We start from the raw sequence: 18,537 nt of genomic DNA, 5'->3' as shown, positions 1-18,537 counted from the left end.
CTATCCTTCGCGTCGTTTGACCAGGGGGAAGGTGATCGTTTCGCGGATTCCCTCCCCGGTCAGGGCCATGATCAGGCGATCCAAGCCCATCCCCATGCCACCGGCCGGGGGCATGGCGTACTCCATCGCCTCCAGGAAGTCCTCATCCAGGACCATGGCTTCAGGGTCGCCGTTGGCAGCCGCCAACGCCTGGGCTTCAAACCGTTCGCGCTGAATCACCGGGTCCACCAGCTCGGAGTAGGCGGTGGCCAGTTCGAACCCGCGGACGTACAGGTCCCACTTCTCGGTCACCCCCGGGATGGAGCGGTGACCGCGGGTCAGGGGCGAAGTGTCCTCGGGGAAGTCCCGCACAAAGGTGGGTTCGTACAGCTCGTCCCCCACCAGGACCTCGAAAATTGTCTCGGCAATCTTGCCGTCGACGTAGTGGTCGGGGATTTCCTCACCCAGTTCAGCCGCAATCGCCAGCAGTTCTGCCCGCGGGGTCTGTGCGTCGACCTTCCGACCCAGCTTCTCGCTGATCGACTCGTACAGGGAAATGGAATGCCACTGGCCGGACAGGTCGTAAACCGTCCCGTCGGAGAGCGTCACCTGCTCGGTACCGAACACGTCGCGGGCCGCCTTTTGGACCATCTCCTGGACCCGGCGGGCCATCGAGTCGTAGGTGCCGTAAGCCTCGTAGGCCTCCAGCATGGTGAACTCGGGACTGTGGGAAGAGTCCGCGCCCTCGTTCCGGAAGTTCCGGTTGATCTCGAAGACCTTCTCTACCCCACCGACGACCGCCCGCTTCAGGAACAGTTCCGGCGCGATCCGCAGGAACAGCTCCGTGTCGTAGGCGTTCATGTGGGTGGAGAACGGGCGAGCCGCCGCGCCCCCGTGGACCACCTGCAGCATCGGGGTCTCGATCTCAATGAAGCCCGACTCGTGGAAGTATTCGCGCAGGGACCGCACGATCGCGGCTCGGGTGCGAACCATGTTGCGCGCGGCCGGTCGGATGATCATGTCCAGGTAGCGTCGGCGCACCCGGGCGTCATCGGACAGGCTCACCTCGGTCCCGTCTTCAGCCTCATAGGTTTTGGGCAGGGGCCGCAGCGCCTTGGAGGCGAGCTGCCAGGCGGGGATTCCCTCTGCCGGCTCGGCCATAATTGAGAGTTCCCCGCGCCGCGATGCAATCATCTTCCCGTGCACAAACAGGTGATCGCCCAGGTCTACGTCCGCCTTGTACTGGGTCAGCGACTCCACCCCCACCTCGCGGGCGGAGAGCATCACCTGCAGCCGATTGCCGGCCCCGTCCTGCAGGGTGGCAAAGCACAGCTTCCCGGAGTTGCGGGCCAGCACGACCCGTCCGGCCACGCCGTAGTAGTCCTGCGTCTCCTCGCCGGCCTCCAGGCCCGCGTATTTGTCGCGCAGCTCAGCAATGGTGGCGGTGATCGGCACCTCCACCGGGTACGGGTTGATGCCCGCGGCTAGCAGACGTTGACGCTTGGCACTGCGGACGCGGAACTGCTCCGGAGCGTCAGCAAGGGCGGGATCGACAGCTGGTTGATTCTCGTTAGTGCTCACCCCACCATCGTAACCGGTTTTTCTACCGGCCCAGATCGTGACCTACTTCTACCTGGCGATTGTTCGCATCCACCAGGACCACGCGGGGTTCGCGGGTGCGGGCCAGTTCCTCAGGTAGGTGCGCGTAGGCGATGATGATGACGATGTCGCCCTGGTGGATCAGGTGGGCGGCGGCGCCGTTCAGCTGCACGGTGCCGGAGCCGGCCGGGGCCACAATGGTGTAGGTGGTCAGGCGAGCCCCGTTGGTCACATCGACCACGTCGACTTTTTGCCCGGGCAGGATATCGGCTGCAGCCAGCAGGTCGGAGTCAATTGAGACCGAGCCGACGTAGTTCAGGTCGGCCCCGGTCACCCGAGCCCGATGAATCTTTCCGGACACCATCTCCCGATAGACGGGAAACTCAGTCATTACTGCTCCACCTTCCAATGGCGATTGTCGATAAGTCTAGTATTGCCCAAACGAGCCGCCACGAGTAGGGTCAGATCACCTTTCGGGGGGTTGAAATACTCCACATTCCCCACGGTGGCCAGCGCCACCAGTTCGAAGCTGTCCCGATTGACCACGGCCGCATATTCGGGTTCCACCAGCGGCTCCGAGACCAGCGTCTGCATCACCTGGTTGACGGCGGCGGGCGGATCCACCCGCCCGTTGGCACTGCCGGCCGCAATGCCCTGCTCCAGGGAACGGAACAGGACCGGGGCGGCCAGGCGCTCCTCGGTCGACAGGTAGGCGTTTCGACTGGACCGCGCCAACCCGTCACTTTCGCGCACGATCGGGGCGCCGACGATTTCCACCGGGAAGTTGAGGTCCCGGATCAGCTGGCGGATCACGGCCAGCTGCTGGGCGTCCTTCTCCCCGAACACGGCCACCTGCGGTTGAACCAGGTTGAACAGTTTGGCCACCACCTGGCAGACGCCGTCGAAGTGACCGGGGCGCGAGGCACCCTCGAGAATAGAGCCCAAATCGCCCACGCGCAGGCTCACCCGGGCGGGCGGGTCCGGGTACATTTCGTCGGCACTGGGCACGAAAACGGCATCCACGGACAGGTCCGCCAGCGCCTCCAGGTCGGCCGCCAGCGTGCGTGGGTAGCGCGCGTAATCCTCGTTCGGGCCAAACTGGGTCGGGTTCACGAAGATGGAGACGACTACCCGCTCAGCCAGCTCACCGGCCTGGCGAACCAGCGACAGGTGCCCTTCGTGTAGCGCCCCCATGGTCGGAACCAGGGCCACCGTTCCCGGCTGCTGGCGCCACTGGCGCAGGGCGGAAATGCTTTCCAACAGTTCACTCATCGTCTGCCTCCCGGAATCTCATCAGTTCGGTGCGGGTCTGGTCGCTGAGGAACCGGTACGAGTCGGCCACCGAGTTCCCCGCCAGTTCCGCCAAATGGTTCTCCACCGTCTGCTCGTCCCCGCGCGCGACCGGCCCGGTCAGGTTGGCCATCCCCCCGGCGAGCGCCCCCTCGAGGGCGGCCCGGGCCAGCGGGGCCAGCGCCTCGGGCGGCACCCCCGCCTCGGCCAGCAGCCGCTGGGCCTGGACCACCACGGTGACGAGGTGGTTGGCGCCGTGGGTCAGGGCCGCGTGATAGTGCACCTTGTTTTGGGCGGGCAGCTCGAAGGGGACGCCCCCCAGGTCCTGGGCGATAGCCCACCCGACCGGTCGCACCAGCGGGTCCCCGGTGACGGCAATTGGGCACCCCTGCAACCGGTGGACATCCAGGGAGGTACCGGTGAAAGTCATCGCCGGGTGCAGGCTCATCGTGAGCGAGCCGGCCGCCTCCGCCGGGGCCAGCACACTCAGGTCGGTGGCTCCGGACAGGTGCGCCACCAGTTGCCGGGGGCGCCAGTGGTCGCGCAGCTCCGCGGCCACCACCTCGATTTCGCGGTCCGGCACCGCCAGGAACACCAGGTCGGAGGAGTCCACCACCTGGATTGGCGACAGCAGCCTGACCCCGGGGAGCATCACCTCGACCCGGTCCTGGCCCGCGCTGGAACGGGCGTAAATCCCGCTAATTTGGTAGCCGTTTCCCCGGAGGGCGCTGGCAATGGCGGGCCCCACCCGACCGGCCCCGATGATCCCTACTCGCAGTTCTGCCACCCCTCCAGGGTAGCCTCTCCCCCCGATTCAGGCCGCTCTCAGGAAACTATCAGGAACATCCCTAATACTAGTGAGTATGGCTAATCGAGACGCTCTCCCGGCGCCAGAAGCGCGCCTGCTAGTGGTTGATGACGAACCCAACATTCGGGACCTGCTGGCCTCGTCCCTGCGGTTTGCCGGATTCGAAGTGCGCGAAGCTGCCGACGGGGCCGGTGCCTACCACGAAGCCCAAGAATTTCACCCCGACCTGATCGTGCTGGACGTGATGCTGCCCGACATGGACGGATTCACCGTCACCCGGCGGATCCGGGATGCGGGAATGCGGATTCCGGTACTGTTCCTCACCGCCCGTGACGACATGCGCGACAAAGTCCAGGGCCTGACCGTGGGTGGGGACGACTACGTGACCAAGCCCTTCGGGCTGGAAGAGGTGGTGGCCCGGATCCGGGCGATCCTGCGCCGGACGAAGACCGGGCCGGACGACGACTCGATCCTGCGGGTGGCCGACGTCGAGATGAATGAGGACGCCCACGAGGTCCGCCGAGCCGGGATTCCCGTCGACCTGTCGCCAACCGAGTTCAAACTGCTGCGCTACCTGCTGCTGAACGCGGGCCGGGTGGTGTCGAAAATGCAGATCCTGGACCACGTCTGGGAGTACGACTGGGATGGGGACGCCGCCATCGTCGAGTCCTACATTTCTTACCTGCGGCGGAAATTGGCCGTGAGCGAGGATCTGCCCGAGCTGATCCAGACTCGCCGCGGCGTGGGATACCTGATTCGCGAATCGGAATAAGCCATGGGGCTGTTGGAGCGGATGCGCCGCAGTTGGACCCAAACGCCCCTGGCCGGGCGAATGGTGCTCCTGATCATCGTCATCGTCACCACCGCTTTGGCCGTGGTCGGAACCATCATGATCGGCATCTTGCAGCGGCACCTGATTCGCCAGGTGGACGAGCAGTTGGTGGCCTCGGCCTCGCAGCTGGCCAACACCGTGTCAAACGCTTCCTTCACCGGCACCCCCACCGAGATTCCAACCAACTTTTACATTCGGCGCGAGGTGATTGGGCAGCAACCCAAGGTGATCCTCACGGAGGAGACCCGCCTGCGGGCCGGCACCCCGGTGGTCGGGGAACTGCTGGACATCGGGCAGGTGGCCCTAACCGAAACCGGGATTACCCTGCCGATCACGGTCAGCTCGGACATCCCCGGCGCCAACTGGCGGGCCGTGGCCGTTCCGATGGAGGTGACCGCCACCAGCCAGCCCGCCGGGGTCGTGACCGTCGCCCTCCCCCTGATCGACGTCTCCGACACGATCTTGAACACCACTCTGTCGTTCTTCCTGGCCGGCCTCGGCATTGTGGTGCTGGGAGGCATTGCCGGCTACTACCTGGTGATTCAGTCCCTGCGACCCCTGCGCGAAATCGAAACGGTGGCCGGGAAAATCGCGGCCGGCGACTACTCCCAGCGGATCATTCCTCTGGCTCCCGCCACCGAGGTCGGCTCGCTGTCCCTGTCGCTGAACCAGATGCTGGCCCAGATTGAGAGTTCGTTTGCCGCCCGCGACGACTCGGAACAAAAAGTACGCCGGTTTGTCTCCGACGCCTCGCACGAACTGCGGACCCCGCTGGCGGCCATTCGCGGCTACGGGGAGCTGTACCGGATGGGGGCGGTCCCCCCGGAGCGGGTCCCCGAGGTCTTCGGGCGGATCGAGTCGGAGTCGACTCGGATGGGAGCCCTGGTGGAGGACCTGCTGATCCTGGCACGGATCGACGAGAAGCGTCCCCTGTCGATGACCCAGATTGACCTGGTCCGCCTCGCGCGCGAAGCCCGATCCGACCTGGAGGCACTGAACCAGTCCCGCACCATCAAGCTGGTGGGTCTGAGCCAGCGGAAACCGCCCCCGTCCCTGCTGGTCAGCGGGGATCGCGACCAACTAACCCAGGTGATGGTGAACCTAGTCGGGAACATTGACCGGTACACGCCCGCCAACTCCCCGGTCGAGATTGCGGTTGGGCAACAGGACGAGATGGGCGTAATCGAGTTTCGCGATCACGGCCCCGGAATCCGCCCGGAGGAGCGAAGTCGAGTCTTCGAGCGCTTCTACCGGACCGATACCTCCCGCGCCCGGTCACTGGGCGGTTCCGGGCTGGGGCTGTCCATTGTGGGGGGAATCATTGAGGCTCACCACGGTCGGGTGGAACTGGCCGACAGCAAGGGCGGCGGCCTGACCGTGCGCGTCTTCCTTCCCCTGTCCGGCGCGTGAAGTTGGGGATGGCCCACTCTTTTTCGCGCTAACATAGCAGGGCAGGTTGGCGAGTAGATGGAGAAACTCATGGCTGGGCAAGTCCCACAATGGCTCACTGGAGCCATCGTGGATTCTCTGCGCGCGGTGGGCGCTGACGCTCCCGAATCCGCCCTGGAGGACGAGGCCGAGTTCCTGGTCCACGCCTGGAACGTGCCCGAACGCACCGCCCACAACGTCAAGTACCTCTCCAGCGTGATCGAGCGCCTGGCCGACTTCGACGGGGTCACCGCCGACCCGGACGTCCTGAAACTGGCCGCCGTCTACCTGGTCACCTCCACCGTCAACACCTGGGAAGCCCTGGGCGGGTGGGAAAGCGCCCGGCCGGTCGAACCGATCCACGCGGAGGAGCGACTGCGCGCCCTCGGGGTCCCTGGACCGACCGCGGATCGGGTCGCGTCGCTGGTGCGACAGCTGAGCTCACGAAAGCTCCCCGTCGACGATCTGGAAGCTCAGATCCTGTTCGATGCCCTTTTGGCCACCATCGGGACCACCCCGCAGCGCTACGCTCGCTTCCGGGATCAGTTGGCCCGGGAGGCACACGGAGAGAAGGACCCGCGCTACCTGCGAGCCCGCAAGCGCTTCATAACCAAGATCCTGGGGCGCTCCCGCCTGTTCCTAACCCCGTTTGCCGCGCCGTGGACCGAGCCGGTCCGCGAGAATCTGCTGGGTGAGCTCTCCCAGATCAACGCCCTGCTGGGCGAAGAGGACGGCGCCGGCGATGTGGTTCGGGGCGAGGACACCGGCCCGCTGCTGATTCGCGGCGCTGCCGATCGACTGCGAGCAGCCCGCAAGGGAGCGGCCGAGAGGGCCGCCCGAGAGGCCGTTCCGGTTGTTCGCCAACCGGCAGCTGAGAAAGCTGCTGCCCGGACAGCTGACCCTTCGGAGGACCAGAACCCCGACGACACCTCCACCCTGGAGGCCTTCGACGACCCGTTCTCACACCGGCGCAGCAAGCGACACTAGCCGGATCTCTCCACAACCACTGACCGCCAGAGTTGTCCCCAGGACCGGCTGTGGCCGCTCGTTTTCCGGCCAGTGCCCCCCTAGAGTGGCCACACCCGCACGGCGCGGGAGAACGGGGGAACAATGATGGCAATTTATCAGGTGGATTCGGGGCAGGTGGCCAGCGCCGCCGCCACCGCCAGTCAGTCTTCAGCGACCATCCAGTCCGAGGTGGCCCAGATGATGAGCCTGCTGCGCGGGTTGGAAGCCAGCTGGGGCGGGGCGGCCGCCCTAACTTTCCAGGGGCTAATTGAACAGTGGCAGCTGACCCAGCTGCAGGTGGAAGAGTCGCTGCGGGCCATCAGCACCCAGTTGGCCCAGGCGGCCACCACCTACGCGGAGGCGGAGGATGCGGCGGCGGCACTGTTCCACGGATAGCAAGAGGGTGGCCACCGAAGTGACCACCCTCTGGTTGACTAACTCAGCGGCTTAGTACATGCCGCCCATGTCGTCCATGCCACCCGCAGCGGCCGGGGCCGGCGGTTCGGGCTTGTCCCCAACCACAGCTTCGGTGGTGAGGAACATGCCGGCAATGGAGGCCGCGTTCTGCAGGGCGGAGCGGGTCACCTTGACCGGGTCGGCGATGCCTTCGGTCAGCAGGTCGCCGTACTCACCGGTGGCGGCATTCAGGCCGTGGCCCGACTCCATCCGGGAGACGCGGTCCACGACCACGCCACCGTCGATGCCAGCGTTCTCGGCAATCTGCTTGATCGGGGACTCGACGGCCTGGCGCACAATGGCCACGCCGATCTTCTCGTCACCGGCCACGTCCAGGTCGCCCAGGACACCCTTGGCCGCCTCGATCAGGGCCACGCCGCCACCGGCGACGATGCCCTCTTCGGAGGCTGCCCGCGCGTTGCGAACCGCGTCCTCAATCCGGTGCTTGCGTTCCTTCAGCTCCACCTCGGTGGCGGCCCCGGACTTGATGATGGCGACGCCACCGGAGAGCTTAGCCAAGCGCTCCTGCAGCTTCTCGCGGTCGTAGTCGGAGTCGGTCGCTTCGATTTCGGCGCGGATCTGCTTGACGCGGGCGTCCAGCGCTTCCTTCTCGCCGCCGCCATCGACGATGGTGGTCTCATCCTTGGTGACAACGACCTTGCGGGCGGTGCCCAGGGTGTCGAGGTCGGCGCCCTCCAGGGTCAGGCCCACGGTCTCGGAGATAACCTGGCCGCCGGTCAGGATGGCCATATCCTGCAGCATGGCCTTGCGGCGATCGCCAAAGCCCGGAGCCTTGACGGCGACCGACTTGAAGATGCCGCGGATCTTGTTGACCACCAGGGTGGCCAGGGCTTCGCCCTCGATGTCCTCGGCGATGATCAGCAGCGGCTTGCCGGTCTGCATGACCTTCTCCAGCACCGGGAGCAGATCCTTCATGGAGGAAATCTTCGATTCGACCAGCAGGACGTAGGCGTCCTCCAGCACGGCTTCCTGGCGCTCAGCGTCGGTGACGAAGTAGGCGGACAGGTAGCCCTTGTCGAAGCGCATACCCTCGGTGGTTTCCAGGGTGGTGTCGAAAGAGTTGGTCTCTTCCACGGTAATGACGCCCTCGGGGCCGACGGTCTCAAACGCCTGGGCGATCAGCTTGCCGATCTCCGGGTCGTTGGCCGAGATGGAGGCGGTGGAGGCGATCTGGTCGGAGGTCTCGATCGGCTGAGCAATCTTGTGCAGCTGGGCGACAATGGCGTCCACGGCCTTGTCGATGCCGCGCTTCAGTTCGATCGGGTTCGAGCCGGCAGCCACGTTGCGCAATCCTTCGTGGACCAGGGCCTGGGCCAGCACGGTGGCGGTGGTGGTGCCGTCACCGGCGACATCATCGGTGCGCTTGGCAACTTCCTTGACCAGTTCGGCGCCGATCCGCTCCAGCGGATCTTCCAGGTCGATTTCCTTGGCGACGGAAACGCCGTCCTTGGTGATCGTGGGGGCGCCCCACTTCTTGTCCAGCACCACGTTGCGACCGCGGGGGCCAAGCGTGACCTTGACGGTGTCGGCCAGCTTGTTCAGGCCGTTTTCCATCCCCCGACGGGCTTCCTCGTCGTACGAAATAAACTTGCTCATTAACTACTTTCCTTCCGCATGGCGGTTGGTGATTCCCGATGCCCGCGACGGACGAGCCTCCCGCCCGCGTTCACGACCCGCGCGCGACAAACCCTCACCGAGAATCTAGTCTCTGTCACTCTCAACCCGAGAGTGCTAATGAATAGTTTGGCACTCCTCCGCTACGAGTGCAAGGCGATGTGAACGAAACCGCGATTTCGTCAAAATCTGGCCAGAAGCAGCCCTACTCAACCAGCAGGACGACGATGCCTTCCCCTCCGGTCGCGTCGGGATCCAGCACCACCGAGTCAATCCCGGCAATCGACGCCACCTGATGGGCCGTGGCTTCCTGCTCCGCCGAAGTAAAGAAGACAGTGTTTACTTCGGTTATCCATCCGGAGGTGTTGTCCGCGATCACCGAGGTGAAGCCGGCAGCTTCGAGGTCGGCAGCAATTTGTCCCGCGTAGCCGGAAATGTCCGTCGCGTTCAGAACCTCAATGGTCAGGGCGTAGTCAATCCCCAGTTCCGGGTTCTCTTCCTCTTCCGGCTTCGTTTCGTCCGGAGCGGTCGGAGCGGCCGACGGTTGCGTCGGCGTCGGCGTCGGGGACGGAGTCGGCCGAGCGTCCGACTGGCCGGACTGCTGGGTGACGGCCGGCGGAGCGGACTGAGCCGCATCGTCGCCCGCGTCCCGGCGCTGCAGCAGGTAGCTGACGCCCCACGCCAGCAGTGGCACGACCACCAGGATCACCAGGAACGGGATCACGGGCCGCCAGCGCGACGGCGGCTGCCGATGCGCACCCACCGGCAAATCTTCGCCGGGATGTTCGAATTCGTCTGCAGGATATGTCGAGCTCACCCTTTCACCTTAGCGGATTGATTGGGCCGGACCGAGGACAAAGTACCGAGCGGACGAAATTCGCCCCCCTGCCTTCTACAATTGACGGGTGACTTCCATGCAAGCTGGCCCCCGTCCCCTGACCGACATCGTGGATCCCGGCTGGGCCCGGGCGCTGGCCCCCGTGGCGGATACCATTGCCGAACTGGGACAGATGCTCAGAGCTGAGCTTCGGGACGGGCAAAAGTACCTGCCGGCTGGCACCGACGTGCTTCGCGCCTTCACCTACCCCTTTGACGAGGTGAAGGTCCTGCTGGTGGGGCAGGACCCCTATCCAACCCCCGGCCACGCCATGGGCCTGTCGTTTTCGGTTGCCCCGGGGGTGGAGATCCCCGCTTCGCTGCGCAACATTTACCGGGAGCTGTCCGACGACGTCGGTCCAATCGCTCCCACCGGCGGTGACCTGACCGGTTGGGCTCGCCAGGGCGTGTGCCTGCTGAACCGGGTCCTGACCGTCCGTCCGGGCCAACCCGGTTCCCACCGCGGCCGCGGTTGGGAGGCGGTGACTCAACGAGCGATAGAAGCCCTGGTTGAACGCGACCGCCCCCTGGTCGCAATCCTGTGGGGGAAGGACGCCCAGTCGCTGCTGCCCCTCCTGGGCTCCACTCCGGCCATCACATCGGTGCACCCGTCACCGCTGTCGGCCTACCGAGGCTTTTTCGGCTCCAAGCCGTTCTCCCGCGCCAATGAGCTGCTGGCACAGCAGGGGGCCGATCCGATCGACTGGACCGACCTACCGGTCAGCTGACCTACTCCTGGTCGAGCCCGGCCGCCAGCAGGTCCTGCGGGTAGTCGGTGAAGACCCCGTCTACTCCCCACTCGGCCAGTTCGCGGGCCGTCTCCACGCTGTTGACGGTCCAGACATAGACCGCCATCCCGGCGGCTTTGAGGGCTTGCACCCGATCGGCGGTCAGTCCTTCCAAGCCGGGGTTGACGGCGTCACAACCCAGGTCCCGAGCCTGTGCCACCACCTGATCCACGCTGGCTCCCACCTCGTCCACCAGCAGGGCCCGAGCCAGGTCCGGAGCCAGGGCGGCCATCCCCGAGAGCAGTTCAGCGGAGAAACTGGAGACCAGCACCCGGTCCGGCTGCTTCAGCGCGCGGGTGCTGCGGGCAATCGTCTCCAGGTAGGTGCGGACCACCTCCGGGTCGGATTCCTCAAACTTCAGCTCCAGGTTGGCGCTCAGTCCGGTCGTGTTCAACAGGTCCAGCACCGTGGCCAACTCGGGCACCCGCTCGAGGCGGAACCCGTCACCAAACCAGCGGCCCGCGTCGAGGCGCCGGAGGTCGGCAAAAGTCAGGTCGAAGAACCGACCGGTCCCGGTGGTGGTGCGCTCGGCCGTCTCGTCGTGGGCGACGATCAGGGAGTTGTCACCCAGCATCCGGACGTCGCATTCGAACCACTTGGCCCCCACTTCCAGGCATTTGACGAAGGCGGCCATCGTGTTTTCGGGGGCCAGGGAGGAAACACCGCGGTGAGCGATGATGCGCATGGGGGAACCTTTCTATTCGCCGACGTCGTCCGGGTCAGCCAGACCCAGCAGTTCAGAGTCCAGGAACAGGAGTTCATCTTCCTTTTTGGACAGCACGTTTTCGATGTACGAGGCGATGGCCTCTTCCTGGGGGACATCCTGCTGGCGCTGCTCGGCCATGAACCAGCGGTGCTCCAGGTACTCGTGGTAAACCTGGGCCGGCTCCAACTTCCCGGTCAGGTTGGTGGGGATGGCCGCGATCACCGGCTCGAACGCCTCGCGCAGCCACTGGTGCGCCACGATCTCCTCGGGCACATTGCTGAGCTGGTGAACCGCCCGGTAGGTATCCAGATCGTCGAGCAGGCGCCGGGCTTGCTCTTCCCCCACATCCAGCCCGGTCAGGCGCATGATCCGGCGGTGATAGTGCCCGGCGTCGACCACCTTCGGCTGAATGGTCAGGCGTTGACTGCCCGGGTCCGAGCTCATGGTCAGCTCCCCGAGCGAGAAACCCAGGGCGTTCAGCCGTTCGATCCGCCGCTCCACCTTCCACCGCTGATCCGATTCGATCAGCTCCGGGGCGGTCAGCTCAGACCAGAGGGCTTCGTAGCGTTCCACAATCCGGGTGCCAATCGAGATGACGTCGTCCACCTCATCCAGGTACCCGCCGCTTTGCAGGTCCATCAGTTCCCCAATGATGTTGACCCGAGCCAAGTCCACGTCGTAGTCGCGCTGACCGTCGGTCAGCTGAGGGTGTAGTTCCCCGGTCTCCGCATCCACCAGGTAGGCGGAGAACGAACCGGCATCGCGTCGGAACAGCGTGTTGGACAGCGAAACGTCACCCCAGTAGAAGCCCAGCAGGTGCAGCCGGACCAGCAGGACGGCCAACGCGTCGATCAGCTTGGTGGCGGTCTCGGGGCTGAGGGACTGGCGGAACAGCGCGCGGTAGGGCAGGGAGAACTGCAGGTGCTCGGTGATCAGGACGCCGTTCAGTTCCTCCCCGGCCAGGTCCCGGCGGCCGGTGACCACGGCGGTCGGCATGACGGAGGGGGCCCCGAGCCGCGCCAGATCCCAGAGGAGCTCGTATTCGCGCCCGGCCACCGTCTCGCCAATTTCCTTGACCGCAATCACGCGCCCCGACAGGTTGACGAAGCGGACCACGTGGCGGGAGATACCGCGTGGAAGGGCCGCCAGAATATCTTCGGGCCACTCTTCCAGGGGGATCTCCCACGGCAGATCCAGCAGGGCCGGGTCGACGTTGGCCGCTTTTATCTGTAGGGACTGGGGCATAGCGTTATTGTCTCAGGGCCTTCTCTATTTCGCCATCACAGCAATCGGGGGTGTTCGAACAGGGGAAGGGGCGGGTGAGATAGACTCACCCGCCCCTTCGCCACAACTAGTTAGCGCTACGGCAGCCGAACACCGGTGGCAGCCGAGAAGTTGTGCTGCTGCCCGGGAGCGATCTCCGCGTGGATGACCGAGCCGGCCGGCGGGGCCGAGTTCGGGGGTACGCGAACGACCAGCTGGCGTCCGCCGCCTTCCTCACCGGAACCGAGCTTGGCATCGCCCGCATCCCCGGCCAGCTGGCCGTAGATGTAGGCGTCGGAGCCGAGCTCTTCCACCAGCTCCACCTTGATCGGAATGACGCCGTCGGCGTCGGAGGCGACCAGGCGCAGCGCCTCCGGGCGGAAGCCAATCACGATCTGGCCGTTGTCTTCCGGGGTGACAGCCGCCAGCGTCTCGTCAGAGAGCGGAACGGTAGCGGTGCCCAGGCGGGCAACCTTGCCGTCGATGGTGAAAGTACCCAGGTTCATGGCGGGAGAACCGATGAACCCGGCCACGAAGGAGTTCGCGGGACGGTCGTACATGTCGCGCGGGGTCCCCACCTGCTGCAGGATGCCGTCCTTCAGCACGGCGATCCGGTCGCCCATGGTCAGAGCTTCAGTCTGGTCGTGGGTGACGTAGACGGTGGTGACGCCAAGGTCGCGCTGCAACTGCGCGATCTGGGTCCGGGTCTGGACGCGCAGCTTGGCGTCCAGGTTGGACAGCGGCTCATCCATCAGGAAGACCTGCGGCTTCCGGACGATGGCGCGGCCCATGGCGACGCGCTGACGCTGACCACCGGACAGAGCCTTGGGCTTGCGGTCCAGGTAGGGCTCCAGATCCAGGATCTTGGCGGCCTCATCCACCCGCTGGCGAATTTCGTCCTTCGGGCGACCGGCGATCTTCAGGGCGAAGCCCATGTTGTCGCGAACAGTCATGTGCGGGTACAGGGCGTAGTTCTGGAAAACCATTGCAATGTCGCGGTTCTTGGGCTGGACATCGGTGACGTCACGGTCACCAATGAAGATCCGTCCCGAGTTGACATCTTCCAGCCCTGCGAGCATGCGCAGCGAGGTCGACTTGCCGCAACCGGACGGTCCCACCAGCACCAGGAATTCGCCATCGGCAATTTCCAGGTTCAATTTGTCAACCGCGGGGCGATCCGAACCCGGGTAAATCCGGGTAGCGTTGTCGAAAGTTACACTAGCCATATTTCCTCCACCGGCAGGTACGTGCCGGACGTTCCGTTGTAGAGTTAGCGCCGGCAGATGTTTCCGCCGGTGGGCAGCGCACCGTTGCGCGCATAACCGAGTTCAGAATAGCACGAAACGGGTGTCTCTTGGGGTCGAGATTCCTGGACTCACTATGCTGGAGACCATGTTTGAAGACTCAGCCCCCCAGTCGGTGGGTGGATACCGCCTCCAGCGCCGCCTCGGCGCGGGTGGTTCCGGCACCGTTTGGCTGGCTGAGGACGAGGCGAACACCCCGGTGGCACTGAAGCTTCTGCACCCAACCGTGGCCGCCACCGAGGAGGGACGCCACCGCCTCATTCGCGAGGCCCGCCTCGTCAACCAGATTCCCGGCACCGGCATTGCCCGGGTCCTGGATTACGAGGCGGACGACCTGACCCCCTTCATTGTGACGGAATTCATCGAGGGTGAGACCCTGGCGCAGGTGGTCGCCGAGCAGCCACTGAGCCTGGCTGAAGCCGCCTACCTGGCCGAGTTACTGCGGGACCTGCTGGGGCGGGTGCACTCTGCCGGGATCGCGCACCGGGACCTGAAGCCGTCCAACATCATCATCTCGGACCACGGTCCGGTGCTGATCGATTTCGGCATCGCTCAGGGGGACGCTGACGACCGGTTGACCCAGACCGGCCTGGTCACCGGCACCCCGGGGTTCGTCAGCCCGGAACTGATGGCCGGCGGCTCCCACATTCCGTTCGAGCAGTGGCAAGCCGGCGACTGGTGGGCCTGGAGCGCCCTGCTGCTGAGCTCCCTGACCGGGCAGCCTCCCTTTGGGACCGGCGCACCCGAGGTGATCGCCCATCGGATGTACCAGGGACAGCCCGAGTTGAGCCTCCTTCCCCCGGATCTGCAGCCGCATTTCCGACTGGCGCTGGCGGTCAACCCGAAGTTCCGCCCGGAGCCGATCAAACTGGTTCACGCGCTCGAACAGGCCCAGCAGGCCGGCCCCACCTCGGCTCCAGTGGACCCAACCGCCGCCCTGCTCTCACCAACCGGGGCACCCGACCCGACCCTCCTCGCTCCCTACCCGTCCCCCCAGCCGCCCCCCGGGCCGATACCGGAGCCGATCCTGCCCTATCCGGGCCCCGGCAACGCCTCGTCCACCCCGTGGCCGCCGGCCCAGCCGGGTGGGACCCCGTGGGAGCCAAGCGTCGCCTCCTTCGCACCGGTTGTCCCGCCCGAGCCGAAGCCAATTCCGGGCCACAGTCCGATTCAGGCGACCGCCATCCTCATGTGGCTGGCCCTGCTACCCACCTACTTCGGGACGAGCGGCTTCGCGCTGGTCATTTTTATGCTGGCCCTGCTGGCGATTGGCGGCGAGGTTCGCGTTTGGATTGACCGGCGCCTGCTGGCCGGTGGACGAGCGACCGGCACGTCCAAGTTCCTTTACTTTCCGCGCCACACGGTGATGGGCATGCTGCAGTTGATCCCGGGGCTGGCCCTAGGCATGCTGGCCGGCCTGGTCGGGCTGATGATCGCCAGCGGCTCGGTGTCCGACGGGATCAGCAACCTGACCTCCTGGGTCGCCAGCCTGGAGCCTGACACGGTCAACCCGGTGGCCACCTGGGCGCTCGCGCTGCTGGTGCTGGCAGTTACCTACCTGACCCCCAGTTCGGCTCCCCTCCGGTGGGGCCTCCGCTACGTCGTTCACAGCGCGGTTCCCAACCGCTGGTACCGGGAACTGCTCGGACTGGCGCTGATTGCGCTGGCCGTGGGCCTGGTGGCGCTGCTGATGAACGCCTCCTAGCTGCGCGAAGGCGCCAATCCGTCCAAACCGGTTGACTGTTCAGGTGATTCCCAAGTTTTGCCGGTAGATTTAGTGCAGGATTGACACTTCAATAGAAGGAGAGACGGTGGGGCAGAAGAGCTCGAAGCGCACCGAGGATTCAGTGCAGGCAAAGGCCAAAGCCATGCGGGAGGCCCAGGCCAAAGCGGACCGGCGCACTCGCAATATGATTATCGCGGCGGTCAGCATCATTGTGGTGGCAATTATTGCGGCCCTGGTGTTCGTCGTGACCAACGAGGGGTCGAAAAACCCGAGCCCCTCCAACGAGGCGATTCCGACTCAGTTCGAAAATGGCGAGCCGATCGTCGTTTCCCACCTGGGGGTCGGGGTGCGGGATGAGAACCTGCCCGACCTGGAAGAGTACTTCTCTTACACCTGCAGCTGGTGCGCCTACCTGGACTCGGCCGTGGGTGAGAAATTCGCGGAAGCCGCTAAGAATGGCGAGTTCAACTACATCTTGCAGCCGGTGAACACCGCCTACATGCCGTTCCAAGGACCGGCAACTTTTGCCTCCCTGCAGGTGGCGGCCAATGCTCCCGACCAGTTCCTGGCCTTCCACCAGGCGCTGACCGACTACTTCTACGGGCAGTTGCAGGCGCAGGACCAGAGCGTGATCGGCAATGCGGACTCCTCGCAGGCGCAGGTCGTGACCCTGGCGCAGCAGGTTGGCGTTCCGGAGGACGTGATCAACCAGTTCGGCGGGACGGCCGAAGCCTACCTGGAGAAGACCACCAAGGCTTGGACCGAGGCCGACGTGCAGGGCCGCGAGGGTTCCCTTGGGACGCCCGAGCTGGTCTTCGACGGCTCCAAGGTGGCCTGGCAGCAGGGCACCCCGGACGAGATCTGGGCCGGGATCCTGGAATCCCTGAAAGCGCTGGGATTCACCCCCGCCAACTAGTACCGCCAGCTAGTACGCCAGTGGGGCCGGGTCATGGCTTAGCCATTTTGACCCGGCCCCACTGAGCAGGCAAGATTGTTCACGCGCCACCTTAGCTCAGTTGGTAGAGCAGCTGTCTTGTAAACAGCAGGTCAGGAGTTCGAGTCTCCTAGGTGGCTCCATGATTCGGGGATTCCCCCGGCTAGGCCTCGGCCCCGTCCGGTTGTCCCGCGCTGTCGCGACCGGTCCCGTGCTGAGCCATTTCCTCTACCCGGGCCAAGTCCTCGGCCCGCGCCAGTTCCTCCGCCTCGTCCCCGCCGACGGCTTCCCCGCGCGCAACCAGGCCGGCCTGGCGGCTGAGCGGCACCTCCTTCAGGAACAGGGCCAGCAGCAGTGCCAGCAGCATGAACGGGATGATGTACCAGAACACGGGGGCCAGCGCGTGTGCATAGGCGTTGACGACGCCCTCGCGGACCGGGCCCGGCAGACTGGACAGGGCGGCCGGGTCAATGGTGGAGCTGGCCTCGGTGGCCGCGGTGGGATCCATCCCCGACTGGCGGAAGACGTGGGTCAGGTTCTCGGCCAGGCGGGTGGTGAAGATGGTGCCGAAGACGGCGGTTCCGAGGGAGGCGCCCACCTCGCGGAAGTAGTTGTTGGTCGAGGTGGCCGTTCCCACCTCGCGCGGGGCAACCGAGTTCTGGGCCACCAGGACCACAATCTGCTGGACCAGCCCGAGGCCGACCCCGAAGAAGAAGAGGAAGGTGCAGATCAGCCAGATCGGAGTCTGCGCGGTCAGGGTGGTCATCACCAGCAGGGTCAGGGTCGCAATCAGGACCCCCACGATCGGGAACAGCTTGTAGCGCCCGGTGCGGGTCACCACCAGCCCGGAAATGATCGAGGTCCCCATCATGCCGACCATGGTCGGAATCATCAGCAGGCCCGAGTTGGCGGCCGTGGTCCCAGAAGCCATCTGCAGGAAGGTGGGCATGAAGCCAATGGCGGCGAACATAGCCACTCCGAGGGTCATCCCAATGGCGGCGGTGTTGAGGAAAATCCGGTTGCGGAACAGGTGCAGCGGGATGATCGGGTCTTCCGCCCGCGACTCCGCCCACACGAACAGCGAGCCGGCCACGACGGCTCCGGCGGCCAGCGCCCAGGTGGCAGCCGAATCCCAGCCGTGCTCCTTGTTGCCGGCGAACTCGGTGAAGAAGATCAGGCAGGTGGTGGCGGCCGACAGCAGGATGATGCCCAGGTAGTCGATCCGCTTCTCAGCGCGCTTGTCCGGCAAGGTCAGGGCGAAGTAGCCGATGAAGAACGCGGCGATGCCGACCGGGATGTTGATGTAGAAGGCCCAGTGCCAGGTCAGGTGGTCGACGAAGTAGCCGCCCAGCAGCGGCCCGGCCACGGAGGACAGCCCGAAGATGGCCCCCATCGGACCCATGTACTTGCCGCGCTCACGAGCGGGCACGATGTCGGCGATGATGGCTTGGGACAGGATCATCAGGCCACCGCCGCCCAGGCCCTGGACCGCCCGCAGCACGACAAACTGGGGGAAGGTTTGGGCAAAAGAACAGCCGAGAGAGCCGATCGTGAAGATGGCAATCGCGAACAGGAACAGGCGCCGGCGTCCCAGCACGTCGCCCAGCTTGCCGTAGATTGGCATCACGATGGTCATCGCCAGCAGGTACGCGGTGGTGACCCACATCTGGCTGCTGACCCCACCCAACTGCCCCACAATGGTGGGCATGGCCGTGGTGACGATGGTCTGGTCCAAACTTGAGAGGAGCATCCCCGCGATCAGGGCGGAGAAGATCACCCAGACTCGCTTCTTCGTCAGGAGAATTGGCTCGGTTGTGGTGGTTGGCATCGGCTTCCTTTCACAATGTGCAGTTACTGAAGTAATATGTTACACCTCCTGCACATCTAGGGAGCATGGGATTCCTC

The 18,537-nt window shown here is 65.3% G+C and carries 17 protein-coding genes and 1 tRNA gene; 8 read left to right on the top strand and 10 right to left on the bottom strand.

Annotated features, from left to right (window positions below; genetic code table 11):
* From lysS to SAC06_RS01615, 4 genes are read right to left on the bottom strand one after another with little or no spacing between them, the layout of a single operon-like run.
* On the bottom strand, positions 1-1,560 hold the full coding sequence (gene lysS / locus SAC06_RS01630; protein ID WP_350258479.1) for a lysine--tRNA ligase: 1,560 nt from the start codon (positions 1,558-1,560) through the stop codon (positions 1-3).
* A gap of 22 nt (positions 1,561-1,582) precedes the next feature.
* On the bottom strand, positions 1,583-1,969 hold the full coding sequence (panD, locus tag SAC06_RS01625; RefSeq protein ID WP_350258478.1) for an aspartate 1-decarboxylase: 387 nt from the start codon (positions 1,967-1,969) through the stop codon (positions 1,583-1,585).
* A complete protein-coding gene (panC, locus tag SAC06_RS01620; RefSeq protein ID WP_350258477.1) occupies positions 1,969-2,850 on the bottom strand; it encodes a pantoate--beta-alanine ligase in 882 nt (293 codons plus the stop codon). Before panC ends, panD begins: the two co-directional genes overlap by 1 nt.
* Positions 2,843-3,655 (bottom strand): Rossmann-like and DUF2520 domain-containing protein, encoded by an 813-nt coding sequence (locus SAC06_RS01615; RefSeq protein WP_350258476.1) that lies wholly within the window; start codon positions 3,653-3,655, stop codon positions 2,843-2,845. The genes panC and SAC06_RS01615 overlap by 8 nt, the downstream gene beginning before the upstream one ends.
* 76 nt (positions 3,656-3,731) lie before the next feature.
* Here SAC06_RS01615 and SAC06_RS01610 point away from each other — a divergent pair, with 76 nt between their 5' ends.
* The 4 genes from SAC06_RS01610 (at position 3,732) to SAC06_RS01595 (ending at position 7,340) form a co-directional block, all read left to right on the top strand.
* Complete coding sequence (locus SAC06_RS01610; RefSeq protein ID WP_350258475.1) at positions 3,732-4,448, top strand: response regulator transcription factor; 717 nt, start codon at positions 3,732-3,734, stop codon at positions 4,446-4,448.
* Positions 4,449-4,451: 3 nt separating this feature from the next.
* Positions 4,452-5,918 (top strand): HAMP domain-containing sensor histidine kinase, encoded by a 1,467-nt coding sequence (locus SAC06_RS01605; protein ID WP_350258474.1) that lies wholly within the window; start codon positions 4,452-4,454, stop codon positions 5,916-5,918.
* A gap of 108 nt (positions 5,919-6,026) precedes the next feature.
* Positions 6,027-6,923, top strand: a complete 897-nt coding sequence (locus SAC06_RS01600; protein WP_350258473.1) for a hypothetical protein — start codon at positions 6,027-6,029, stop codon at positions 6,921-6,923.
* Between the two features lie 123 nt (positions 6,924-7,046).
* Entirely contained in the window at positions 7,047-7,340 is a 294-nt protein-coding gene (locus SAC06_RS01595) for a WXG100 family type VII secretion target (protein WP_350258472.1), read from the top strand.
* A 51-nt stretch (positions 7,341-7,391) separates the two neighbouring features.
* Here the strand turns inward: SAC06_RS01595 and groL are convergent, their stop codons facing one another.
* The gene (gene groL / locus SAC06_RS01590; protein WP_350258471.1) at positions 7,392-9,017 is read right to left on the bottom strand and encodes a chaperonin GroEL; all 1,626 of its coding nucleotides are present in this window, start codon (positions 9,015-9,017) and stop codon (positions 7,392-7,394) included.
* A 223-nt stretch (positions 9,018-9,240) separates the two neighbouring features.
* Positions 9,241-9,852 (bottom strand): LytR C-terminal domain-containing protein, encoded by a 612-nt coding sequence (locus SAC06_RS01585; RefSeq protein WP_350258470.1) that lies wholly within the window; start codon positions 9,850-9,852, stop codon positions 9,241-9,243.
* A 97-nt stretch (positions 9,853-9,949) separates the two neighbouring features.
* Here SAC06_RS01585 and SAC06_RS01580 point away from each other — a divergent pair, with 97 nt between their 5' ends.
* The gene (locus SAC06_RS01580) at positions 9,950-10,639 is read left to right on the top strand and encodes a uracil-DNA glycosylase (protein ID WP_350259137.1); all 690 of its coding nucleotides are present in this window, start codon (positions 9,950-9,952) and stop codon (positions 10,637-10,639) included.
* A 1-nt stretch (position 10,640) separates the two neighbouring features.
* Here SAC06_RS01580 and SAC06_RS01575 read toward each other — a convergent pair whose 3' ends face one another.
* The 3 genes from SAC06_RS01575 to SAC06_RS01565 form a co-directional block, all read right to left on the bottom strand.
* Positions 10,641-11,384: a glycerophosphodiester phosphodiesterase family protein gene (locus SAC06_RS01575; protein ID WP_350258469.1), complete on the bottom strand. Its 744-nt coding sequence runs from the start codon at positions 11,382-11,384 to the stop codon at positions 10,641-10,643.
* A gap of 12 nt (positions 11,385-11,396) precedes the next feature.
* Positions 11,397-12,650 (bottom strand): DUF4032 domain-containing protein, encoded by a 1,254-nt coding sequence (locus SAC06_RS01570; RefSeq protein WP_350258468.1) that lies wholly within the window; start codon positions 12,648-12,650, stop codon positions 11,397-11,399.
* A 116-nt stretch (positions 12,651-12,766) separates the two neighbouring features.
* Positions 12,767-13,894, bottom strand: a complete 1,128-nt coding sequence (locus tag SAC06_RS01565; RefSeq protein ID WP_350258467.1) for a sn-glycerol-3-phosphate ABC transporter ATP-binding protein UgpC — start codon at positions 13,892-13,894, stop codon at positions 12,767-12,769.
* A 166-nt stretch (positions 13,895-14,060) separates the two neighbouring features.
* On the opposite strand from SAC06_RS01565, the gene SAC06_RS01560 reads away from it, so the two are divergent.
* The 3 genes from SAC06_RS01560 to SAC06_RS01550 all read left to right on the top strand — a co-directional run bounded on the left by SAC06_RS01560 (position 14,061) and on the right by SAC06_RS01550 (position 16,775).
* Complete coding sequence (locus SAC06_RS01560) at positions 14,061-15,677, top strand: serine/threonine-protein kinase (RefSeq protein WP_350258466.1); 1,617 nt, start codon at positions 14,061-14,063, stop codon at positions 15,675-15,677.
* 106 nt (positions 15,678-15,783) lie between these two features.
* Positions 15,784-16,614 carry a DsbA family protein gene (locus tag SAC06_RS01555; RefSeq protein ID WP_350258465.1) on the top strand — a complete coding sequence of 277 codons (831 nt, stop codon included), beginning with the start codon at positions 15,784-15,786 and terminating at the stop codon, positions 16,612-16,614.
* 85 nt (positions 16,615-16,699) lie between these two features.
* Positions 16,700-16,775, top strand: a tRNA-Thr gene (locus SAC06_RS01550).
* Between the two features lie 20 nt (positions 16,776-16,795).
* Here the strand turns inward: SAC06_RS01550 and SAC06_RS01545 are convergent.
* Positions 16,796-18,460, bottom strand: coding sequence for an MDR family MFS transporter (locus SAC06_RS01545; RefSeq protein WP_350258464.1), 1,665 nt, complete (start codon positions 18,458-18,460; stop codon positions 16,796-16,798).
* Positions 18,461-18,537 lie beyond the last annotated feature (77 nt).

This window comes from Scrofimicrobium sp. R131, from assembly GCF_040256745.1.
Taxonomy (GTDB): Bacteria; Actinomycetota; Actinomycetes; order Actinomycetales; family Actinomycetaceae; genus Scrofimicrobium; species Scrofimicrobium appendicitidis.
Note: the sequence above shows the minus strand (reverse complement) of the source record. Positions and strands in the feature narration are given on the sequence as shown.